This window comes from Mesorhizobium sp. M7A.F.Ca.US.006.01.1.1, from assembly GCF_003997935.1.
Lineage (GTDB): Bacteria > Pseudomonadota > Alphaproteobacteria > Rhizobiales > Rhizobiaceae > Mesorhizobium.
Genome location: NZ_RZQL01000033.1, coordinates 15,583 through 38,252, shown reverse-complemented (window position 1 = coordinate 38,252; position 22,670 = coordinate 15,583). Strand labels below are relative to the sequence as shown.

Annotated in this window: 18 protein-coding genes and 4 pseudogenes; 8 read left to right on the top strand and 14 right to left on the bottom strand. The window is 58.4% G+C overall.

Annotated features, from left to right (window positions below; genetic code table 11):
• Nucleotides 1–760: 760 nt before the first annotated feature.
• From EN943_RS08830 to EN943_RS37585, 3 genes and pseudogenes are all read left to right on the top strand, one after another.
• Nucleotides 761–4,294, top strand: coding sequence for an autotransporter domain-containing protein (locus EN943_RS08830; protein WP_127412297.1), 3,534 nt, complete (start codon nucleotides 761–763; stop codon nucleotides 4,292–4,294).
• 243 nt (nucleotides 4,295–4,537) lie between these two features.
• Nucleotides 4,538–5,221 (top strand): annotated as a pseudogene (locus tag EN943_RS38275) (integrase); the annotation flags it as partial.
• Between the two features lie 116 nt (nucleotides 5,222–5,337).
• Nucleotides 5,338–5,574: a hypothetical protein gene (locus tag EN943_RS37585; protein ID WP_063169293.1), complete on the top strand. Its 237-nt coding sequence runs from the start codon at nucleotides 5,338–5,340 to the stop codon at nucleotides 5,572–5,574.
• A 161-nt stretch (nucleotides 5,575–5,735) separates the two neighbouring features.
• On the opposite strand, the pseudogene EN943_RS08815 reads toward EN943_RS37585, so the two are convergent.
• Both EN943_RS08815 and EN943_RS08810 read right to left on the bottom strand, forming a co-directional pair.
• Nucleotides 5,736–5,936: pseudogene (locus EN943_RS08815) on the bottom strand (SMC-Scp complex subunit ScpB); the annotation flags it as partial.
• A gap of 93 nt (nucleotides 5,937–6,029) precedes the next feature.
• A complete protein-coding gene (locus EN943_RS08810) occupies nucleotides 6,030–6,290 on the bottom strand; it encodes a hypothetical protein (protein ID WP_095769041.1) in 261 nt (86 codons plus the stop codon).
• A 217-nt stretch (nucleotides 6,291–6,507) separates the two neighbouring features.
• Between EN943_RS08810 and EN943_RS08805 the strand changes: the two genes are divergently transcribed.
• Together EN943_RS08805 and EN943_RS08800 are read left to right on the top strand one after the other, a co-directional pair.
• Nucleotides 6,508–8,670: a prolyl oligopeptidase family serine peptidase gene (locus EN943_RS08805; protein WP_082826571.1), complete on the top strand. Its 2,163-nt coding sequence runs from the start codon at nucleotides 6,508–6,510 to the stop codon at nucleotides 8,668–8,670.
• 38 nt (nucleotides 8,671–8,708) lie between these two features.
• Complete coding sequence (locus EN943_RS08800) at nucleotides 8,709–9,407, top strand: OmpW family protein (protein WP_063169295.1); 699 nt, start codon at nucleotides 8,709–8,711, stop codon at nucleotides 9,405–9,407.
• Nucleotides 9,408–9,714: 307 nt separating this feature from the next.
• On the opposite strand, the gene EN943_RS08795 is transcribed toward EN943_RS08800, so the two are convergent.
• The 9 genes and pseudogenes from EN943_RS08795 to EN943_RS08760 all read right to left on the bottom strand — a co-directional run bounded on the left by EN943_RS08795 (nucleotide 9,715) and on the right by EN943_RS08760 (nucleotide 16,545).
• Nucleotides 9,715–9,915 (bottom strand): hypothetical protein, encoded by a 201-nt coding sequence (locus EN943_RS08795; RefSeq protein WP_244514237.1) that lies wholly within the window; start codon nucleotides 9,913–9,915, stop codon nucleotides 9,715–9,717.
• 144 nt (nucleotides 9,916–10,059) lie between these two features.
• Complete coding sequence (locus EN943_RS38270; protein ID WP_063169296.1) at nucleotides 10,060–10,719, bottom strand: hypothetical protein; 660 nt, start codon at nucleotides 10,717–10,719, stop codon at nucleotides 10,060–10,062.
• 101 nt (nucleotides 10,720–10,820) lie between these two features.
• Nucleotides 10,821–11,476 (bottom strand): annotated as a pseudogene (locus EN943_RS08785) (IS630 family transposase); the annotation flags it as partial.
• A gap of 68 nt (nucleotides 11,477–11,544) precedes the next feature.
• Nucleotides 11,545–11,779: pseudogene (locus EN943_RS08780) on the bottom strand (aldehyde dehydrogenase family protein); the annotation flags it as partial.
• Between the two features lie 308 nt (nucleotides 11,780–12,087).
• On the bottom strand, nucleotides 12,088–12,336 hold the full coding sequence (locus EN943_RS38790) for an aminotransferase class III-fold pyridoxal phosphate-dependent enzyme (RefSeq protein ID WP_063169297.1): 249 nt from the start codon (nucleotides 12,334–12,336) through the stop codon (nucleotides 12,088–12,090).
• Nucleotides 12,297–12,524, bottom strand: a complete 228-nt coding sequence (locus tag EN943_RS38785) for an aminotransferase class III-fold pyridoxal phosphate-dependent enzyme (protein WP_263485461.1) — start codon at nucleotides 12,522–12,524, stop codon at nucleotides 12,297–12,299. Before EN943_RS38785 ends, EN943_RS38790 begins: the two co-directional genes overlap by 40 nt.
• Nucleotides 12,525–12,745: 221 nt before the next feature.
• Complete coding sequence (locus EN943_RS08770) at nucleotides 12,746–14,728, bottom strand: argininosuccinate synthase-related protein (protein ID WP_063169298.1); 1,983 nt, start codon at nucleotides 14,726–14,728, stop codon at nucleotides 12,746–12,748.
• Entirely contained in the window at nucleotides 14,725–15,669 is a 945-nt protein-coding gene (locus EN943_RS08765; protein ID WP_082826572.1) for a DMT family transporter, read from the bottom strand. Before EN943_RS08765 ends, EN943_RS08770 begins: the two co-directional genes overlap by 4 nt.
• A gap of 657 nt (nucleotides 15,670–16,326) precedes the next feature.
• Nucleotides 16,327–16,545, bottom strand: coding sequence for a helix-turn-helix transcriptional regulator (locus EN943_RS08760; RefSeq protein ID WP_029354714.1), 219 nt, complete (start codon nucleotides 16,543–16,545; stop codon nucleotides 16,327–16,329).
• A gap of 109 nt (nucleotides 16,546–16,654) precedes the next feature.
• Between EN943_RS08760 and EN943_RS08755 the strand changes: the two genes are divergently transcribed.
• Complete coding sequence (locus EN943_RS08755; RefSeq protein ID WP_063169299.1) at nucleotides 16,655–16,921, top strand: DUF2285 domain-containing protein; 267 nt, start codon at nucleotides 16,655–16,657, stop codon at nucleotides 16,919–16,921.
• Between the two features lie 438 nt (nucleotides 16,922–17,359).
• Here EN943_RS08755 and EN943_RS08750 read toward each other — a convergent pair whose 3' ends face one another.
• A complete protein-coding gene (locus tag EN943_RS08750) occupies nucleotides 17,360–17,593 on the bottom strand; it encodes a helix-turn-helix transcriptional regulator (protein ID WP_082826573.1) in 234 nt (77 codons plus the stop codon).
• Nucleotides 17,594–17,708: 115 nt separating this feature from the next.
• Here EN943_RS08750 and EN943_RS08745 point away from each other — a divergent pair, with 115 nt between their 5' ends.
• Nucleotides 17,709–17,990 carry a DUF2285 domain-containing protein gene (locus EN943_RS08745; RefSeq protein WP_063169301.1) on the top strand — a complete coding sequence of 94 codons (282 nt, stop codon included), beginning with the start codon at nucleotides 17,709–17,711 and terminating at the stop codon, nucleotides 17,988–17,990.
• Between the two features lie 438 nt (nucleotides 17,991–18,428).
• Nucleotides 18,429–19,385, top strand: coding sequence for an IS481 family transposase (locus EN943_RS08740; RefSeq protein WP_063169302.1), 957 nt, complete (start codon nucleotides 18,429–18,431; stop codon nucleotides 19,383–19,385).
• 175 nt (nucleotides 19,386–19,560) lie between these two features.
• On the opposite strand, the gene EN943_RS08735 is transcribed toward EN943_RS08740, so the two are convergent.
• Together EN943_RS08735 and EN943_RS08730 are read right to left on the bottom strand one after the other, a co-directional pair.
• On the bottom strand, nucleotides 19,561–20,298 hold the full coding sequence (locus tag EN943_RS08735; RefSeq protein WP_082826574.1) for a LuxR family transcriptional regulator: 738 nt from the start codon (nucleotides 20,296–20,298) through the stop codon (nucleotides 19,561–19,563).
• A gap of 870 nt (nucleotides 20,299–21,168) precedes the next feature.
• On the bottom strand, nucleotides 21,169–22,575 hold the full coding sequence (locus EN943_RS08730) for an aminotransferase (protein ID WP_063169303.1): 1,407 nt from the start codon (nucleotides 22,573–22,575) through the stop codon (nucleotides 21,169–21,171).
• Nucleotides 22,576–22,670: the final 95 nt, after the last annotated feature.

Here is a 22,670-nt window from a genome sequence, read left to right as displayed (position 1 = left end):
GCATCTTCCGCCCATGCCAGCAGCTACGCCGCCAGAGCGTCATCCGCAGCCTGCTTGATCAGCCATTCGATGTGATTTGACCACATCTGCAACACCTCGCGCTTCTCCTTGACGTTGCTATAGAGATCGTAGATTTCGCCAATGTCTCCGGTGCGGGCTCACAGCCCGTCCATATAGCCGCCAGTCTGCTGCCTTCGAGTGGCCCATGTTGGCCGCGGCCAGGAAGTGGCGACGATTGAAAGGACAAAATCAGTTGCCGAAACTCATCGCAGGTGACGGTCTGGTGGCAATTTGGGCACATCTTGTGTCTCGTCGCCAGTAAACACGGATGCCCGGCAGGAGCTGAGCTCGCTGCCGGCGGAAATCGTAGAGCGCCAGCGACGCATTCTGATCTTTCGTCAGGCAGTCGACCGCCTTGGCATACGCCTCGGCCTCCATCTCGATCGACCTGAACCGGTATCTTGTGCGCCATCCGGACGATCTGGGAAAGCTTGGCCGGGCCGGCGCCTTCCCAGGCGCACGGGAAGCGCGACGACCCATGTGGACCTTGGATTTCACTCCGCACTTACGCTGCTTTGGCCTTGTCAGCAGCCTGAGCATAAAGCGTGCTCAGCTTTCAGGCCGAGCACTCATCCATTGTTGACAGCACCTGTCGTCATTCAGGATCGCCCCATTCTCGCAGGCCGCTTGCAGCTTTCAGGCTGTTGTCAGCCAGGGCCGCCATAAAGGGTCTCGTTAAACAATTCAGGAGGCCGTTCCAATGAACAATCAGTTTGCGAGACTTTTTCGAGGACCAGGTATGCAGGCTTGTTTCAGGACAAAGAACTTTCTGGCGGCAACCACCGCGATGACGACGGTATTCCTGCCGGCTGTGTCTCTCGGGGTGGGTCTGGTAGCATTTCCAACTGGAGAAGCGTTGGCCGACGACCCGATTTCGATCCCGCTGGAGTATGTCGGGGAAGGCCATGACCGCCTGGGCATCTGGGCCAAGATCAACAATGGCAACGCGCAGCGATACGTATTCGACACGGGCTCGGACCAGCTCAACACGCAGATCGGGTCAGAGGTGACCGGGGTCCGCCCGATTGCCGACACGCCTTACGTATATACGTACGGGGACGGAACGTATGGTAATAAGCTTCAGAACGTGGAAATTGATAAATTTACATATGTCGATCCAGATCAAAAGATAACAATCGACGGGCCGTCTGTAAGCGATAAGAAATACCGGGCTGCTCGCATTCTCGATTTTGTCTATACCCATGCGTATTGCAAGGACAACAATCTTAAGTGCACGCCGGGATCCGTGACGGATGGACTTAAAGATATGTATGGTCAGGATCTCCAAGAACCTTATCACGCCGATAAGGAGCAGCGGGCGAAAATGACCGCTGGCAAGATGGCAGACGAAGGCGGCGATTTCGCAGGTACATTCGGGGCCGGCGATTTTCTTGGCAAGACAAGTGTCTGGGGCATGATGGGCAGTGTCACCAGGTCTGGCTACGTGGTCTCCGCCAATGTGAATCCGGATTCCGAGAGCGACCAAACGCCTGGCTGTTCCCCCTGCACGATTGTCAACCTCAATCCAAGCCTCCGGGCCCAATATACTAATGCCATGCCATGGGGAGAACCCGAGGAAAAAGATCAGGATTCTTATCAGAATTTTCCTGGCTCTGGCGCCAATGCCTCGACCGAATACGAAGGCAGCTACAATCTGCAGTACACGGTTAAGGATGGAGCCCCACCAATCACCGACCCCAACAAGACCGCGGTATTGCTCGACACCGGCACACCGGGCGGTGGCAGTCTGGAGATCAGTGATGCGATGCTGAAGCAATTTCAGGATGCGGGCGTCAAACTTAAAAATGTTCGGAGAAATGAGCAACGCGAGATCGTAAGCGCATCGGGCAACATCCCGAGCGTTACAATCGCAGGAACGGATGGCGATCCGGTAAGGCTGGACAATATCGACTTCACCTACACCAGCGGCACGACGGAACAACCCAATGACCAGACCAGTTTTGTTGCCGGTCTTGACTTCTTCAAAAACAGATCGGTCATTTTCGATCTGGAGAAGAAGTATACCGCTTATACGTCACATTTCGTCACTGCCAGCAACTTCTCTACCGATTCATCCGCACCCGAAGGGACCGGTCTGAGCAGGATCACGACGAGCATGGGGAATGAGGGCGGGTTCGGCATAGCGGGTGTCGTCTCCGGCTCCGGATCGCTGACGCTTGATACAAAGACGGTGGTCCGGATGACGAATGTCAACACCTACACCGGCGAGACGAATATTGCTCAGGATGCCTATCTCTCGCTTGCGGGGCTCGGCAACATCCAACGGTCAGCGAAAGTCGTTGCAGACGGCACGTTCGATATCTCCGAACATGGAAATGGCAGCGACTATTGGGGAATCTCCGACGCCTACAACGATGCCCGTATTCGTAGCCTGAGTGGCAGCGGAACGGTCGAACTGGGCAAGCGTACCCTGGTGCTAACGGATTCGAACGACACGTTCGCCGGCAGCATCAACGACCTCGACGTTGATAACAATAATATGGGCGGCAAACTATTCGTTGCCGGTGGCGTGCAAACGCTGAGCGGAAAGAACAATTTTTCCGGCATGACGACGGTCGGTTCCGGCGCGGGATTGCTGCTTGCCGATACAGGTGTGCTTTCCCATGATGCGACCACGTCCGGCTTTCTCGGGAATGACGGGCAGATCGGGGGCACGGCTATCGCAAACAGCGGCGGTGTCGTCGCAGGCGGCGGCACCTACGGTGCGGTCACCATTTCCGAGGGCGGCACGGTCGCTCCTGGCAGTGCGACCGATCCGAGCAGGATCGTCACCACACTGACTGTCACGGGCGATTTCGCGCAGCAGTCCGGATCGATCTATCAGGTCGACCTCGCAAGGTCGTCCGATCTCATCGATGTTGGCGGAGCAGCGGCGATCGACAGCGGCGCGCAGATCGAGCTGCTGCGGCAGGGAACGCTATCGGTCGATGCCCGATATACTCTGCTCTCCGCAGCAGGCGGCGTAAGCGGCACCTATGGCGGGCTGACGGGGGCTCTGGCGACAGACGCGACGCCCTTCGTCGATTTCCAGCTCGTCTACGATGCCAACAATGTCTATCTCGATATCAGCCGCACATCGACGGCGTTTGCCGATGTAGCCAGCACCTTCAATCAACGCTCGGTCGCCGCAGCGGCTCAGGCGCTTGGAAGCGGTAATCCGATCCAGGACAACATCCTGTTCCTGACGGCGCCGGAAGCCCGCAACGCTTTCGATATGCTATCAGGCGAGGTTCATGCTTCCATTCATAGCGGCCTCATCGAGGACAGTCATTCTGTACGCGATGCCGCGAGCGAACGGATCCGTGCGGCGTTCGACGGCGTCGGTGCCTCCAGCGTTCCGGTGATGACTTATGGGCTGGGTGGTCTGGAACTGGCCCCGGCAACGAGTGAGAATTTCGCCGTATGGGGCCGTGGCTTCGGCGCCTGGGGTCATCTCGACAGCGACGGCAATGCCGCCGGTCTCGATCACTCGACAGGCGGCTTTCTGGCTGGCGGTGACGCGGCTGTCGGCGAAAGCTGGCGGCTCGGCCTCATCAGCGGCTACAGCCATACCTCCTTGGAGGCGGACGATCGCGCGTCGTCGGGCTCGAGCGAGAATTACCATCTCGGTCTTTTTGCCGGCACGCAGAACGGCAATCTCGGTTTTCGTTCCGGCCTTGCCTATACCTGGCACAGCATCGAGACCGGCAGGTCCGTGGTCTTTCCAGGCTTCGCCGACAGCCTTTCGGCCGATTACGACGCCGGCACGTTCCAGGCCTTTGGCGAGCTCGGCTACCGTATCAATACGGCTTCGGCTTCCTTCGAGCCCTACGCTAATCTCGCTTATGTGAATTTTGACGCCGATGGCTTCACCGAGAATGGCGGCGCAGCCGCCTTGTCGAGCGGGGATCGCTCGAGCGACACGGCGTTTACCCCGCTAGGTCTGCGTGCGTCGACGGTACTGACCCTCGGCACCGTGACTGCTACCGCGCGCGGCGGTCTTGGCTGGCGCCACGCCTTCGGCGACGTCAGGCCGGATACCGCTCTTGCCTTTGCTGGCGGTTCCTCCTTCGCCATCAAGGGCGTGCCGATCGCAAAGAACGCAGCTCTGCTCGAAGCTGGGCTTGACGTAAACATCACCGAGAACGCGACGTTCGGCATCGCCTATCAGGGACAGATCGCCTCGGATGCCCAGACACACGGGTTCAGCGCCAAGCTCGGCGTCCGTTTCTAAATCACCCGCAAAAGAGATTGGTTATGAAGTCAGTGAGTGCATTTTCTTTTACCGTCGTTCTCGGCTCAGCGACGGTGATGTCTGTGTCCGCCGCGCGAACGGACGATGCCTGCTACAACAAGGCACAAAGCCTATGATGACGCAATGTTCAATCGACGACCTGAAGCCAGTCGATGGCGAGCTTGACAAGCTCTACAAGGAGATGGAGACCCGGCTCAAAGAGTCCCGGCGCATGTCCAGGAACTGGTCGAGACCGCGAGGGGCTACAACGCCACCTCGGAGAACACGCGCGACGCCTACCCCAAGGATTGGCGGCATTTTTCCTCCTGGTGCCGGCGCGCTGGCTTCGATCCCCTGCCTCCGGGCTCGAAGGTGATCAGGCTCAATATCAGCGCCTGTGCCTCGGGCACCGCCGCCGGCGATCCGAAGCGTGGCGCCCCTGCCCTTTAGTTTGCGACCATCGAGCGGCGGCTTTCCGGCCTCGCCTGGAACTTTACCCAGCGCGGCCGGCCGTTGGACCGCGCGGAGCGGCATATCTATAAGGTTCTTGCCGGCATTCGCCGCAAGCACGCAAAGCCACCGCGGCAGAAAGAGGCGGTCCTGGCGACGATCTGCTGGCGATGATCGCCACGCTCGGCCACGACCTCAGGGCCTGCGCGACCGCGCTATTTTGCTCCTGGGCTGTGGCGGCGGCCTGCGGCGCTCCGAGATCGTCGGTCTCGACGTCATGCGCGACGACAACAGCGATGGCGCCAGCTGGATCGAGATTTTTGACGGCAAGGGCTGCTGGTCACCCTGCGCGGCAAGACCGGCTGGCGCGAGGTCGAGGTCGGCCGCGGCTCCAGCGACCACACCTACCCCGTAGTCGCGCTCGAGAGCTGGATCCGCTTTGGCCGCATCGCACGTGGACCCCTGTTCCGCCGCATCTTGTCGATCAGGTCGATATAATACGAAAAAGCCGCCGCCATTCGGGACGGGCGTCGGCTATCATGTCCAGCCATTATGCGGCGAGCGGATAGCTTTCGCCGGACCAGGCAGAGAACTTGGCGGCAAAAGCCTTCATCTCGTCGACCGCGAATGTGGTGCGCGGTTGCGAACTCGACTTGCTGGGCGAGAGGGACCTCGCCGAGAAAGGCGCTGACATGAGCGGGATGCTGCTTGGCCAAATCGAGATCCGCAAAGCAATCGGCCAGCGCCGCGTCGTCCAGCTGTACGCTGCAGGGCGCGTTCACGTCGTCAAGACGGATGCCAAATGCTTGCTCATAATGGCCGCAAGGTAATCGTTTCGGGTCGGAGACACAAGTTGCCGCCTCCTTCGCCGTAGAGTGGCCCGATACAATCACGATCGATATTGCCACCTCTTATCGATAGTGATCGCATAGTTCCCTGATTCGACTCTCAACCGCTCATATCAAGCGATTACTTCCATGTATCTGCTGCGCTAGCCCGTCCTGGCCTTGGAGTGTCGCTCCTCACCTCCTCCACCACTCACCAGCCCGATGGGAGTATCGCCCGCCAGCAGCTTCTCCTTGCTGAGCAGCGCGGCAACCTCAATCGCCTCGAAATCGGGCAAATCCCGCAGTGTGTCGAGGCCGAAGTGCAACAGGAAGGTCTTGGTCGTGACGTAGGTGTAAGGCGTGCCAAATTCAGCGGGCAGGCAGACGTTGACCCACAACAATCAAGGGGACGGTGCAGGCCAAGATTGCGGCAGGGCTTGGGCCCCCCACCCTTCTCCTCAGAACTCCGCTGCTTCCAGCTGGCGGCTGAAACTCACAGGCGCAGCCAGCTTGGTCTCTAACAGCATCGATCGCATCATGGTGTCTGCCATGAATCCGTGTGCGTGAAGCGCTCCAGAGCGAAGATGTTGGGCGTCAACCAGGTTCACTCCAATGAGCTTCACTTCTCGAGTTCTGCACAGTGTCCACGACTGGCGCCGGAGGTTGATCCGGTGATTAGGAGGAGCACTCGTTGTCGGATTCTCGACGATGTCGGACATGTGACACAACGCTTCCAGAGCGATCGCATTGTTCCGAAACGATTTTCCCAGTTGGCACGAAGGTTGCGGCCCTATGCGCAAAAGCACTGCGATGCCGCACCGACTGGAAGAACTCATCAATGATCACGCTTTTCGAACATGTGGGCGCCGCTACCGACACTGAGCGTTCCCGAGCCGACGGAAGCCTCTATCCCTTCTTTCTGAAGGCTGTCCGGACATGAACGCATTTGATGTCCGTCCAACGCTTGATGCTCCCGACGACGATCCCTATGTCTGGCTTGAAGATGTAGAGGGCGAGCGGGCACTTGCCTGGGCCGCCGGCCAATCGGCAAGGACTCTGAAGCACTTCGGTGGAACGCAGTTCGAGCGCGACCGCGCGGCTCTGACAGCCATTTTCGACAATCGCGACAATCTTCCCCTGATCGCGCGCCGTAGTCAGTACCTCTACAATTACTGGCGAGATGACGGTAATCCACGCGGACTGTGGCGCCGGACCACCCTTGCCGCCTACATGAAGGCGGATCCCCAATGGGAGCTACTGCTCGATCTGGATGCTCTCGCGGCTAGCGACGGAGAGGACTGGATCTGGGACGGCGCGTCCATCGAGCCGGAGAGACGGGAAAGAGCCGTTCTGCGCCTGTCGCGCGGCGGCAGCGACGCGGTCGTGCATCGCGAATTCGACCTGATTTCTCTGAGCTTTGTCGCCGACGGCTTCAACCTCCCCGAGGCCAAAGGCTACGTTAATTGGCTGGACCCTGACACGCTTCTGCTTTCCAGTGCGCTTGGTAATGGCATGGCCACCCGCTCCGGCTATGCGCGCACAGTTCGACTGTGGAAGCGTGACGCGGATCCCCTCACCACGCCGGCAATCTTCGAGGCCGGGTTCGAAAGCTTCCAAGTGTCTGGTCATTCGGACCGCACCGGCCGCAGCGAGCGCCTTTGGTTCATCGAGCAGCCGGCCTTCTTCGAGAAGATCAGCTGGATCGGCGATAGGAGCGGGCCGAGGAGGCAGATCGATCTTCCTCGCGACGCGTCGTGGCGGGTCTTCGGCGACTGGCTGGCGGTAAGGCCGCGCAAGCCCTGGACGGTGGGAGGCACCACCCATCCCGCCGACGCGCTGATCGTCATCTCGCTTTCCACTTTCCTCGCCGGCGGACGCCGTTTTGAGACCCTGTTTCAACCAGGGGAAAGGCGCTCCATGCAGTCATTCTTCTGGAATGACGGGAAGCTCATTATCTCTTACCTCGTCAATCTCGCACCGCGTTTCGAGATGTTCACTCCCGGCCACCAGGAATGGACGCGCCGAGTCCTGAACACCCTGCCCGCCGAAGGTACTGTCGACGTCTGGTCATTCGATGCGGCAGTTCACGAGACCAATGGAGAGGTCCTGATCTGTGCTCAGGATCCGATCACGCCGCCGCAGCTCTTGCTGTTCGATCTGAATGCCGCGCCGTCTCTCAGCGCTTCAGCAATCCTGAAGCGCAGCCCGGAGAATTTCGATGCATCCGGACTGGTGGTCACGCGCCACGAGGCAGTCTCTATCGATCATGAGCTGATCCCCTATACGCAGGTTGGTCCGGCGAACGGGAACGGAGATGCTCCGATTCACCTTTCCGCTTATGGCGGGTTCGGCGTATCATTCCTGCCCTACTACAACTCCCCGCTGGGCAAGCTGTGGCTCGAGCGCGGTGGCACGTGTGTCGAGGCGAACATCCGCGGCGGCGGCGAGTTCGGCACCCGCTGGCACGAAGCCGGGCGCAGGGAGGGCAAGCGTCTCGCCCACGACGATTTCGCCGCCGTTGCCTCCGACCTCGTGCGAAGGGGCATCACCCTGCCGAGGCGGATTGCCGCCGAGGGTGGCTCAAATGGCGGCCTGCTGATCGCAAACATGCTGACCCGCTATCCTGAGCATTTCGGGGCTCTGTTCTGCACAGCACCGCTTATCGACATGCGTCGCTACACCAAGCTCTTGGCGGGCGCGAGCTGGATCGACGAATATGGCGATCCGGACAAGGTTCACGATTGGGCTTTCCTGAAGGAAATCTCCGCCTATCACGCCGCAGCGCCGGGACAGCCCTATCCGCCTATCCTGATCGCCACCACGAAACGCGACGACCGCGTCCATCCGGGCCATGCGCGCAAGATGGCCGCAAAACTGCAGGCTCTTGGCTATCCCGCTTACTTCTACGAGGCCAGCGCAGGCGGGCACGGCTGCGGCGAGGACAATCGGGAGCAAGCCGCATTCATCAGTCTAGGCACCAATTTTCTCCGCAGCGCAATCGGCTTCAACGATCACCCTCCGGAGACGGCGGAACGCGTTGCAACGCAAGAGGGGCATTTGAGGTCCATCAACAATTCATTCGAGCAGGAGACGAAATAGTGCAGTGCATCCTTTCTGAACATCAAGGAGTGAATCTCATGGCGAGAACGCGAATGGGCGTAGCGCGGGCAACAGCAGCGGCGGTGGCCCTGATCATGGTGGGACAGCAGGCCGTCGCCGCGGAGCCTGCGCAAGCAGAGACCGTCCTGGCGGAGACGGGAGCCTCGGTCACCGAAGCGCCAATCCCTTGGCAGGTCCGCCTGCGGGCGTTGGGCGTCGTTACGAAAGATCTGGGCTACGTTGATACGCTTCCCGGCTCCGGTCTTTCGTATTCGGACACGGTGACGCCGGAACTCGATATCTCGTATTTCTTCACCGACAACATCGCCGCCGAACTCATACTCGGTACCACTTATGCCAACATCGCGGGCCAAGGGACGATCGGAGGGTTGGGCAACATCGGCAAAGTTTGGCTGCTGCCGCCGACACTCACGTTGCAGTACCATTTTACCGATCTCGGCGCGTTCAAGCCTTATGTCGGCGCCGGCGTGAACTACACGATCTTCTACAACCAGGACACTGGCAGCGCTGATGCTCTCAAGGTGAAGAACACGTTCGGCACGGCGCTGCAGGTCGGATTCGACTACATGGTGGACCAGCACTGGGGCCTCAACTTCGACGTGAAGAAGCTTTTCCTGAAGCCGGACTTCGACGTCACGGTGACCGGCGCGAAGCTGACGGGGAAGGCGGAGCTCGATCCCTGGCTGATAGGCGCAGGTGTCACCTACCGCTTTTGAATATCAGAGTGAAGTCTGCTTCCCGACTGCCGGTTTAAATGAAGGGCGCCTCGCGCGCCCTTTTTTACGGTCGACACTGCAGCGCAAGACCTCATGAAGCTATTGTCGGGCGGGGTTCTCTTCCGGCGGACCAAGAAGATGCACTGGCCAACCGGCCTTGCGCCTGAGGTGGAGTGCTTAGAAGCGCTTTGGATCGGGACGGGCTTTGGTATTGTGGGTGGAATGCTTCAGCCAGACCATTTGCCAGCATCGTCTCCCGGACGTCATGTGTGAGCTTCTTTGTCAGCGCAAGGCGAACACGGATCTCCTAGCAGGCCGTTGAAGAAGTGTCCCGTTTGGCCTTGAGGATTGCCTCGTCGCCGTTGTGATAGAAGGTGATGTCGATGGAGCCGTCGTCGAGCAGTTCAGCATGGCCGTCGCCTGTGACCTCGTCCATTTCGTCGAATCCGACCCATGTGAAGAAGACCGTCGACGGGCCGTAGCCGAGTTCGAGGGTTAGATGAGCCAAACGCCAGTGGGGCGTCCTGGGGACGACGCGCGCGAGATTCTGGTCGTGGTGGCCAGCCCAATACGATGTGAGAAGTTGCTGCCGGTGCGGGTACCGGAGGTCGCCGATAGTGACAGCCGATGTTCGACAGCGGCAAGGACATGCTCAGCCGTCAACGCGCCGAGGGCTTGGCCGGGAATGGTGGTGATGGAACCAATCCAGAAAGCGGCGGCTGCCCAGGAGAACGCCTTCGCGGGACTTTGACTCCAGTCCGCACACCCTGCTCAGATAGTCCGAAAAAGAGGTCAGAAGCGGAGCATCCGGATTATTATCTACACTGGGAACAGAAGCATGGAAGCGTTCTGGAGCCACTCGCCGCGCGTTTACCAGTGCCGACACTGCTCCAAGCTGACTATCTGCCATGACCACCTGCCGAACGTAGTCCGTTGATGCCACCGGTACCCTTCGCGGTCTGCTCCAGCGGGAAGATCGGGTCTGATCGACCCTGCTGACCTGTGCGGCGGCCTCTCTCGCTAGGGCGTCCCCCTTCCTGTCGTCCTCCTCCGCCGCTTTCGGCTGCTTTCGGCCCGCCGCCCTCGCCAAGGCGTCGTAGTCGGTAAGCGCGTCCTCCGTCTCCTTTAGGGGCTTCATCGCGTGACTAGAGTTTAGCGCGTGTTTGTAGGCGGCGGACCGAATGGTCGTCGAAATGCCACTCAGCGCCACCGCAAGATGCCCTAGGGCTTCCGCCTCATGATCTGACAGCGGCACGTCACGATTAGAGCCGATTGCCCTGCCTTCTTCCAGTTTCACAATGTTTGTAGTCATTTCCTGCTCCATCGCGTTGACTGAGATACGATGGAGACGGAAGTGGAGAACAAATTTTTACAAGCAACTAAGATGATATTCTCGTCAACGGGACAATAGTGGACGTTGAGGGCGGCGAACAGGGTGGTGGTGCCGTTGCGCTTGTAGTCGTGCCTCATCGTACCGAGCCGCCCCTTCTTCATCGGCAGGCCGGGTGGGTGCGGTCGAGCGCCGGATCTGGCTCTTTTCATCGACCGACAGAACGATGGCATGGGCCGGCGCATCGAGATAGAGGCCGACGACGGCGCGCAACTTGTCGACGAACTTCGGATCATTGGAGAGCTTGAACCTGGCGCCAGCGGTGGGGTGCGAGACCATGCGCCTTCCAGATGCGCCTGACGGCGCTGGCGCTGATTGCGGCGGCTTGCGCCATCATGTCGGCGGTCCAGTGGGTCCTCTCGCCCGGCGGATCGGCAAGCGTCAGTGCCACGACGCGCTCGCCGACATCGGGACCGAGCGGCGGAATGCGCCACTGTCGCGTCTTGTCGCGCAGCAGCCCGTCACAGCCTTCCGCGGCAAAGCGCTCCTGCCAGCGCCAGACGTCGGTCTTCGACTTGCCGATGCGGCGCATGACCTCGCCGGTGCCGACGCCGTCGGCGGGCAAAAGCACTATCTCGGCGCGCCAGACATGCTTTTGCGGGGCGTTGCGATCCCTGATCAGCGCCGTCAGACGGACGCGATCGGCCGACGAAACGGTGAACGATCTTCCTGTGCGCATGCGCCAGACTCGCACGCGCAGGCCAGAAAGGGAATCTCTGATTGGACTCCTATGTCAGGCGGGAACCACTAGACGCCGAGACCGCCGATGCAGACATGTTTGGTGTCGAGATAATCCACGATGCCCTGGAGGCCGCCTTCCTTGCCGAGGCCCGATTCCTTGACGCCGCGGAACGGCACCTCCGGCGTGGTGATCAGGCCTTCATTGACGCCGGTACTTCAGTCCTTCCATCACGCGGAAGGCGCGACCGAGATCGCCGGTGTAGAAGTAGGCCGCGAGGCCGAACTCGGTGTCGTTGGCGAGCGGCGTGCCCGACCTGAGACATGGGTGACGTTTTGTACCGGACACGGATGAAGTGCACCCCTCGGGTGAGCGTTTGCTCGATAATATCCACTGAAGTGAAGCAGTCGGTCTTAATGCTGGAACTCATGCCACCCGACCGACCCGGGAATTCGCAGCAGCGGCGCCGTCGAGTGCAGAACGAATGCCGTCAACCAAGGGGTCGATCTCGCTTTCGGTGATTATATAGGGCGGACAGATTCCAAGCACTTCTCCCATATTGCGGATCATGACGCCGTGCTCGCGGCACCGCCGCTCGACATCGCCGATCCTCAGCTCGGGCGCGAAGACGCGACGGGCGCACGATCCTCGACGATCTGAACCCCCGCGATGAAGCCGCGGCCGCGGGCTTCACCGACAAGCGGATGGTCGCCGAGCGCGTCCGCGAGGGCTCCATGCAAGTGATCGCCGAGACGACGCGCCTGGGTCACGAAATCGATCTCGCTGTAGATCCTGATCGCCTCGGCGGCGACGGCCGCTATCACCGGATGACCGGAGTAGGTGAAACCGTGACCGAACACGCCGACCTTGTGGGCCTCGTCAGCGGCGCATTGATAAATCTTGTCGAGATAATGACGCCGCCAATGGGCAGGTGACCGGATGAAAGCCCCCCGGCGATCGAGAGCATGTCCGGTTCCATCCCAAATGTCTGGCTACCAAACCAGTTCCCGGTGCCTCCGAAGCCGCAGACCACCTCGTCGGACAGCATGAGGATAATTTCTCACTTTCTTGCGAAGATCGGGGGTGTCCACGGTCATTCGTATTACGCGAGATCCGCGAGGCCAAAAACCATCATACCAGAGAGGCGAAACTGCTATCTAGGTGTTTAGATGCAAGAAATTAATCCTGCATTGTTCCCGCACCAGGAACACCCGAGAGGATACCAAGCAGTATTGAACCTTGTTGAAAATGCTCTCGGCGCGCTGGGCGTTATAATTTCTCGAAGGCGATCACAAGGACGTCGCGATAAGCGTACGGCATTTTCAGGTTTTCGGCCACAATCGACGATACATCGTGAAAGGTTTCGCGGTCGTTGCAGATCACAAAATCATTCGGGGAGTTCATTTCGACCTCGCCGAGGAACTCCTTTGAGGCGTCGGTGATCATGCTCATGCCGCCGGTGACGTTGACCCGCCCAATCATATAGCAAGCAATGAAGTCCACCCCGTCCTGGTGAAGGCCCTCGGGTGCCGGTTTGCCATTTACACCATCGCGCGCGACAATCCGGTAGGGATGGATCTTGATATTCCAACGATCATGTCGGGCGGCTTCACATAGAATTCTGCAGAAACCTGTCAGAATCTTTTCTAAGACGGGATGGTCTATAAAGGAGTTTTCAAGGGGCTCGAAGTGGCGCTTGAAGCCGCCATTCAGATGATTGACACTTTTTGATTGTTCGTAGGGGGCGTGGGGTAGGAGCCTAAAGATTCCGTCAGTCGCGTCATATTCAAAAGCGCTATAGCGCCGGTAACGATATGTTCCGCCGTCACGCATGTATTCATCGAGAAGAAGTCGATTCCAATGGTCAGCAAAGTTCTTCCAGGCTGCATCAATTTCGATGCCAAAGCAGGCTTCGGCGCGCTCGCCTTTTGAAAACCACCATCCATTTGTCACCAGACCGTCAGTGCATTGTTGACTGAGGTTGGCCGGCGCCTGGGGTGCGTTGTTTTCCACGGGTGTCTCCCTTTTGGTGACTTGGCGAGGACGGAACGCTTTGGACAACGCTATGTGGGTTGCGGCTTGGTATTCCCAAAGGTCGCGGTCCCTAATGTATCTCGGCGTCCTGGCTCGGATCGACCGAGGTAAAAAGCGTGTGTGATCGACTATGTAGCTGACGCTCCCGCTAACGCCCTCGAGGGCGGATGCAATGGCCCGTTCGCACATCTGGTGAATAGTACTGCCCCATGCACCTGAAACCGCCTCTTGGGACCAGGCTTGCTCAAGCCCTTGCTTCAAAACGATTGATGCCACGTCAAGAGAAGCGGTTTCGAGGTGACGCAGCGCGTCGAAGATAATGGCCGCGGCAGGGGCCTCGCGGACTTCGAGAACCTTTTGGCCGGTTGTGATGTGTTCAAGCCCGACAAAGCGGCCGTGCCCGAATTTGCCGACCGTGTTATTCAGGAACGGGATTGCGTCGACCAATGCAACATCACGGTCATCAATTGACACGAGACTTCCGTCTGCAAACCCGAGTTTGATCTCTACCGGCTGCTCTGCGGGAATGTGGCGCGTCCAAGCAAATGCCTCCTCGGGGATGGAAAAGTTCTCGGGATCTTCCAAAGGCCCCGACTCGAATTCCCGACACCAGAGGTTTTCGTCCGCGCTCCACGTGCGGTCCGCCACAAAAGTCGCTCCACACTTGGACAGGTCGGAGGTCTTCTGTTGTCGGGATATCACAGAGCATTCATACGGACTGCCGAAGTTGCCGGAAAATCCTGAGCGCTTAATGCTATTGTTAAGGCGCGGAAGACTGTTTTGAGAAAGGTTTGCTGTATGAAGAACCAGCCGTGAGTTGATTGACCTAGCATGATTAACAACCAAAGATGCGATTATGGGACGGCTCAACGAACTGCTCAACGGATAGATGCCAAGGTACTTGGCGTGGGCTCGAATGGCTGATTTCACGCCTTGTTCGACAAAGGCATCCCGCCCTTCGAGGCAGACAAAGCGCGCGCCGAACATGGCTGCCGTCCGTTCCAACAAAGGCTGATCGATGCGCGTTCCGACATCCGCTGCGACAGCTTCAATGTTCGCAAAGCCAAGGCTTTGCAGCTTGTAGAGAAGATAGGTGCTGTCGAGACCGCCGCTGAACATGGTTGCAACTGGTGCGGTTCGGTCCGGAAAAGCCTCCAGATCTTCAAAACTCGAAATGCCGCCGATGGCGGGTTTGGTGGAAGCCAAGATGGGGTTCATTTGGATGTCCTGCTCTCAAACCAGATGCCAGCAAACGTCGCAGCGAGGACGAGGCCTGCGCCTATCAAGCTCGGTACTGTCAAAGGCTCATTCAGAAGAAGGTGCGCTAGAACGAAACCAAAAAAAGGTTCTGTTCCCATCAAGAAGCCAACCCGTGTCGGTGTGGATTTTCTCACTGCGGCATTTTGAATGTAGAATGCAGCGAGGGTGCAGAAGAGTGCAAGGAAGGCAACAGCGCCCCAAAACTGAAGGGTGGCCCTCACAACAAGGCCTGAAATTCCGAACTGAGCGACGGCCAAAACGAAAGTAAGTGTTGCCACCGTCGATCCTTGGATGGCCGTCAGGGCTGCAGATGAAATCTGCCGGCCGGCCAGAAGGCGTTTGGTGGAAACGACCATAACCGCTCGCAGAATCGCGGCCCCCAAGACAAGCGCGTCACCCGGGCTGAACCTGCTGATCCCGCCAGTGAGAATGCCGACACCGATGCACGCTATGGCAGCACTTGCCAAAATGCCCGTAGGTGGAAGTCGCCGTGATAGCCCATAGTCGATGCTCGGCGTGAAAATCACACAAAGCGATATGATCAAGGCCGTGTTCATTGCGCTTGTCGATGCAACGCCGTAAGTTTCAGCAATAAAGATGCAAAAAAGTATTGTTCCCAATGCGAAGCCGCGGATGAAATCGCCCCAGGAGACCAATGCGATCTCATGTCTTGCAGCCACTGCCGTAATGATCGTAGTAATCAGGAAGCGATAAAGAACAAGTATCGAAACCGGCGCGTAGAACAGTGCGCCTTTCCCGACCGGATAGCTCGCCCCCCAAACGAATGCGACTCCCAGCAAGGCTAGATCCACCGAGAAAGATGGCGTCCGTGTTTTCCTGACAGGTATTGGAGAACTTTCGAAAACGTCCACCTTCAAAGTTTCCTTTGTGTTAGCCATCCACCCCTGCTGCGAGGGTCAAACAGATCAGGTCGTTCAGCCTCTTGGGCGATCCGTGCCGCGGCGTACTTGTTTTTGGTAACGCAAGTGCCGTGCCGATTCGGAAAACCATTGCTAGACAACAACCTGGTCGCCTTGATAGTTCGGCGGTTCATGTCCATTGTTGTCAGAATGCCGACAATGACTTCAACTGCAGGGATCCTACCGGCAGGGCCTCAAGGCGAACACGCGGCTCCAAGATGCCGACACGATGGCTGGTTCAGCCATGCTTCGACAGTTGCCTGTTTTTTCAGTTCCTTTGCTGTTCGTGCGCTAACCGCAACGCTCCATACTAGTCTCGCGTGGCTGTCCCCGTGGGGTGGGCGGCAGAAAGCGATTAGGCCCGCTGAAAGAGGCGAACCGCATCCGAAGGATCGTAACCAAGAGAAGGACCTGAAGCGAGAGCGAAGGTTGCGGGAGGCCGCGGCGGGCCTAAAAGGCAATGCCGACCGCCCCAGGAAAGGCTGACAAAAACCGCAGCGGCCGACTGTCCAATAGGGTGCGCCGGGCCAGGGCGAGCCAAATGGCAGGGGCTGCCGGGGGACCCTAAGAAAAGCCTGGGTTCACGAGCACCCGGCGCGCGCCATCAGGCGGCCAGCTACTTGGAGGGCGGGTGTATCATGCCTGTTTGTCGGGCCGAACCAGATCCATGTGGCTGACGCCGAGGGCCAATGCCAGTTCATAGATCGTGATAATTGTCGGATTTCTTCGGCCTTTCTCCAAGCCGCTGATGTACTGCTGACTGAACCCGGAAATCTCCGCAAGCTGCTCCTGCGTCAGGCGCTTCCTTTGCCTGATCCTCTGCACATTCCGTCCGACCAACTTGCGCATATCCATGCACGCAAGCCAGCGGATCAGGCGGCTTGAGTTTATCAACTATAATATGTAATCCACATTTAGCAGGCACAGGGCTTCGCGGGTCCATTGGCCGGAGATAGAATTAGCGATGTTGCAGCCCAGATCGAACACGCCGTTCGCCGACGAGGTCCCCTGGTCGGACCGCATTACAGCCTACGACAAGGACCACTTTACAACCTATATGAGGCTCCTGGACGCCTCGGCCGACAACGCCACTGAAGAGGAAATGGCCAAAGTGATCCTCGGCATTGATCCGGCACGCGAACCTGAGCGCGCACGCAACGTTCTTCGCAGTCATCTCGACCGTGCAAACTGGGTGGTGACGAGCGGCTACAAGGATTTGTTCGCCAGTTGACGAAATGGGCGGTGCGGTCGCTTCGCTTCAAGCAACGAAGTCGCGCAACCGCCATGCATCGACGTATCACCACAGCGCGGATGGCCCAGCGCTTCGCTGTCTCATCATTTTGTCCTCCGCTCGCCAATGGCTGCTTCCCAGGAATGGGTGCGGCGGCGAATCATGACAGGAACGGGTCCGCCGTCTGAGCCGCACCGCATCCGAAGGGCCGGATGGACAACCTACTGAAAGCTCACAGCTGGCTAAGGGTTGCGGGACGCCGCGGCGGGCCTAGAAGGATGCGGCGCCACCTGCTGAGAAAGGCACAAAACAGAGCGAATTGCGAGAGTCTAACGACGCGCTAGGAGGCGCAGCGGAATGGTCGAGACGCCAGAGCCAAGAAAATCGGGGCTCGACCCACCGGCACACGGCACGCGCGGTGATGGGCGCGGGCGCCCACTACGTGCGCAGGCTCAACAGAATCTCACACGGATCAGCATCGAGGGCCGCAGTTACGTCGAGAAACTCAATGACATCGAGACGCCGTTCGCCACCCTCATATTTCGCCACGAAAGATTGCGGACGACCAAGCTTCTCAGCCACCTGCGCCTGCGTCAGCCCTTTGACATTGCGCAGTGAGATCAACTGGGCCAGAAACCGCTGGTGGCGGGGAGATCGAAGAGATTTGGGCATTTAGGTGAACCGGCAGGTAGAGACCGGCTCAGCGACTAATCCCCGTTTCGGATTATCCCATTTTGGGATATTCTGCCTTGGATCCAGCGATCAACATGCGAGGTTCGCGGCAGACATGAATCAATCAACGGGAACAGATAGGACTCAAAGCTCAACACTGCTCGACGAAGTCCCTTGGTCTGACCGTCTTACCGCCTACGACAGGGCGCACTTTACCATCTATATGAGGCTCCTGGACGCCTCAGCCGATGAGGCGCCCGAAGAGGAAATGGCCCAACTGATCCTCGGCATTGATCCGGCACTTGAACCGGAGCGCGCCAGGAAGGCGCTTCGTAGTCATCTCGACCGTGCGAACTGGATGGTGACGAGCGGCTACAAGGAATTGTTCGCCAGCTGACAAATTCGCAGTGCTCGGTCATAGAAGCGTTCCTGTGCCATTGGTCAGGCTGATCGGGGCCTGCACCACAGACGCGCCGGCAAAATGGACCCGGTGGCGAGCACAATTCAGTTCCCAGGAAATCGGGGTTTGGCAACTGTCCGAGCGTCTGACGTGATAGAAGGTTCCGCTCTGTCTGGATGGGTATTAGCCCGGAGCAGCACTCCATATCGTACCGGCGCTCGACGAAGGGTCCACCTCTTCGCTTTCAAGCCGCATAACCGATAGCCATCGCCCTAAGTCAAGGGTTAGAGATTACCGGCAGGCAGGTATGCAAGCGGGCCATCCTCGGAAACTATATAACCGCACGACTAGCTGTGAGCTTTCGGGAGGTTGTCCATTCGGACCGGACCGGGGAGACTGGAGTTACCAAGCTTCAGCACTCACCGGAGGGTCCGAATGAACATCCATAAGAATGCCCGTCTCACACCGCTGCGTCGAGAGGAGATGGCGCTGTCGGTGATAGAAGGCGCTTTCTCCAAAGCCCATGCGGCGCGTGTCTACGGCGTGTCGGCCAAGATCGTGGCGCGCTGGGTCGAGCGCTACAAGTCCGAAGGGCGGGCCGGCATGATCGACCGTTCCTCGCGGCCCGCCAATATGCCGCAGGCCACCGCTGCGTTGATCGCCGAGCGCATCATGGCGCTGCGGCGGCAACGTTGGACCGGCAAGCACATCGCCCATGAGGTCGGCGTCTCGCCCGCCACCGTTAGCCGGGTTCTCAAGCGTGCCGGACTGTCGCGGTTGCGGGATATCGAACCGGCCGAGCCGATCCGACGCTACGAGCGCGAGCATCCTGGCGAGATGATCCATATCGATATCAAGAAGCTCGGTCGTTTCGAGCGCATCGGTCATCGCATTACCGGCAAGCGCACCGGCAATGCCAGCTCGCGCGGCAGCAGTTGGGAGTTCGTCCATGTCTGCATCGACGACGCCTCCCGCATCGCCTTCTCGCAGATCCTGCCCGACGAGAAAAAAGAAAGCGCCATCGCCTTCCTCAAGGCGGCGGTGGCCTACTACGCCAGCCTCGGCGTCACGATAGCCCGCGTCATGACCGACAACGGCTCCTGCTACAGATCAAAGGCCTTCGCCAAGGCCTGCCGCGATCTCGGCCTCAAGCACGTCAGGACAAGACCCTATACACCCAAGACCAATGGCAAGGCCGAGCGCTTCATCCAGACAGCACTGCGCGAATGGGCTTATGCCATCGCTTATCCGACTTCAGATCACCGCGCCGCAGAGTTGCCGGTCTGGCTGCACAGATACAATTGGCACCGTCCCCACGGGAGCCTAAAGTCCAAAACACCTATCAGTCGCCTCGCTCTAACCGAGGACAACCTGTTGAGGCTCCACAACTAGCTCGTCAGCGACGACACACCCGCTCGAGCACCCATAGACTATGATCACCGGCGCGGACTGGAAGAATACGGCTGCATCGCCCGAGCCGGCGGAACAGAAGATCTCGGCATCCAGTCAACGCTCGATACAAAGCGCGCGATCGAATGGCCCGAGCACAAGGGGATCAAAAAGCTTCTCAGACAATTGAGGACCCTTCGGACCCCAAAAGGGCTATAGCCTGATTTTGGGTTCGCACGCCTAGCTTCTTCTTGGCATTGTCCAAATGAAAAGCGATCGTGCGTGGCTTGATACCCAAGATGCGGCCGGTCACCCAGGCTGAATTACCCCGCGCTGCCCACCTCAGGCACTCATATTCGCGGGATGTCAGCGAAACCCCATCCACTGTTCGATCGCTCGGCAATTTGCGGCGAACGCAACGATGAAAGCAGGCCGCCATCAGTTGAAGAGCTTGTTCGTACCGCTCAGCGACCCGAAGAAATACTGGACGAGGCTCATCGGCGGCAAAAGTAACCGCAGCGATGCGGCCGCGGAGATCGACAATTGGGATCGTCAAACCGCAGCAGATGCTGAATTGAGCCGCCTCATCGAATAGCTGCTGTTGAGCCGGCGACATTTTATCGCCTCCCAAATTCGATCCCCAGTGAAACGGGCAGCCGCCATTTCGAGCACGCAAGACCACAGGATCGAGTTTCTCATACTGATTTTCCAGATACTGTCTGGTCCAGCGGGGTGGATAGTTTGAAATTAACCTCGGTTTGCCGGAAGGCCGTGCTGGCAAGGAGAGGTAGGCAAAGAAGATTAGGTCAAGTCGTCCGGCCGCCTCAGCCATGGCATCCCGGAAATCTGCCTCATCGATACTCTGTGACAGTCTTTCAAGGAATGTCTCGAAAACAAGTGGCATGTGCCTCGTCATCGTCGCGCTCGATTCTTCCTCTTTCTGCACGCCTTCCGGCTGCGTCGTGTATGTCCCGACAAACGTGATTGAATTCGCGGGCGTCGCTGGGCTGACCGGGCTCCAGAATGCTGCCACACTTTCGATCTTCGTCGGTCATCCCAATCATGCTGGGCTCACCCGATGGGCGTCTGGCAGACGCCTCATGATCTCAACAGCTCAATCAGAGAATCTCCATGCATTAAATCATGACCGCCCCTGCACCGACCAAATCAGGAGAAATCATCCTGCGCTGACCAAAAGCCATCATTGACCCCAGCTTTTGCAGGAATTTGGGTCGGCATTAGCATAACAATTCGGATAGCCGCTCATCCCCCACCCGGGGCGCCGTGATCCGCAAAGAAGTGTTGCGATGCTTTCTTTTCTTTGATAGGCAAATCGTCTCAACAATATTAAAATGCCTTTCCTTGTGAACGGGGTGGCGTGTGAGTATCGTCCTTCTATATACCTGACGTGATAAAATTCACCGCAATGATTATGGCCCGCTGCAATGATGTAAAGGGCACGTCTAAGCTCAATCTGCATCGGAACGTGCAGATGACCTTTACCAGACCCTCGATCCCGCACGGGCCATAATGATACTGATTACGTGGGTCAAAAAGGGCGCCCTGCCGGCGGGGAGGTACACCCGCAGGGCGCGCCGCACAGAGGTCCTGGTCGTTGGGCAACAGGACAGCGGCGGCAGAACTGATTCGGTTACAAATCGTGACTGAAATAGCCCGGAGCATGCTCAAGATCAGATATCTGGAATTCAACAGTTTTGGGTCTGCTCGGCGCAGTAGCGCGCAGGGACATGCCTGCCTCCGGACTCGCTCCTTCGCGATCGCAAAATCATACGGCACCCTCGGCCTTCAGCGCGCGATAGGTGGTATCGACCGACTTTACCGTCGCGTCGACAATGATGTCGATCTCTTTTCGGGTAATGATCAGGGGGGGGGCATAACCGAGGATGTCGCCATGCGGCATGGCCCGTCCGATGACACCATTCTCAAACAGAGCAGCTGCAGTGCGCACCCCGACCTGAAGGTCGGGTTCGAATGGTATCCTTTGTTTTGGGTCCCGCATCATCTCTACGGCCGACAGGATACCCACTCCGCGAACTTCACCAACGATGGGATGTCCCGCCAGCTCGGCCTTCATCCGGTCTTGCCAATACGGTCCAACATCGCGGACATGCTCCAGAATATTTTTTTCTTTAAGCAGTCGAATATTGGCGAGCGCGGCTGCGGCACAAAGCGTGTGCCCCGAATATGTCCAGCCGTGGCCGAGTGCGCCGTGCTTCTCAGTTCCTTGTTCCAAAACCGACCAGACACGGTCGCCAATGATTGACCCGGAGATGGGGAGGTAGGCGGAACTCAAACCCTTTGCGATGGTCACGAAATCCGGACGCATGTTATACAGGTGGGAACCGAACTTCTCGCCGGTTCGCGCGAAGCCACAGACCACTTCATCCGCGATTAGAAGGATATCGTATTTGTCGAGCACCGCTTGAATGGACGTCCAGTACCCTTTGGGGGGCGGCACAATACCTCCTGTCCCAAGTACCGGCTCTCCGATAAAAGCTGCAACCGTTTCCGGTCCTTCGGCCAGGATCAAGGCTTCAAGCTCATCGGCACAGCGCCGGGAGAACGCTTCCTCGCTCTCCTCGACACGCGCCTGGCGGTAATAGTGCGGCGTGGTTGTATGGCGCACCAAATCCAGAGGCAGGTCGAAGAAATTGTGAAAGAAGGGAAGGCCAGTTAGGCTACCCGTGACCAATCCAGACCCGTGATAGCCGCGATTTCGCGAGATGATCTTTTTCTTTTCGGGCCGGCCAAGAATGTTATTATAGTACCAGACCAGCTTGATGTTGGTTTCGTTGGCATCGGAACCGGAGAGGCCGAAATAGACCCTTCGCATGTTCTGACCGAAATACTCGACCACGGCCTCTGCCAACAGGGCGACCGGCTCCGTACCTTGGCTGGCATAGACGTGCGCGAACGGCAATTCGTGTGCTTGCCTGGCAATGGCCTCGGCGATCTCCGTGCATCCATATCCCATGTTGACGCAGTAGAGTCCTCCGAAACCGTCGAGGCTCCTTCGGCCTTCGGTGTCCCAGATATAGACGCCTTCCGCACCGGCCATAATCCTATTTGGCGTTTCGCCTCGGCTGTGCTTGGCCAGATGCGTAGAAGGATGGAAGACGAAGCTTCTATCCTTCTCCCGGAGTTGCTCGGTTCCCAGATTGCTCAAGCGCATGTCCCTCTCCTCGCGATAAATTGGCGGAGGGCACTCGGCCAGCCACCTGTTTAGCAAATAGCATACCGGAAACGTCCCTTGAGTTTCTCGGGAAT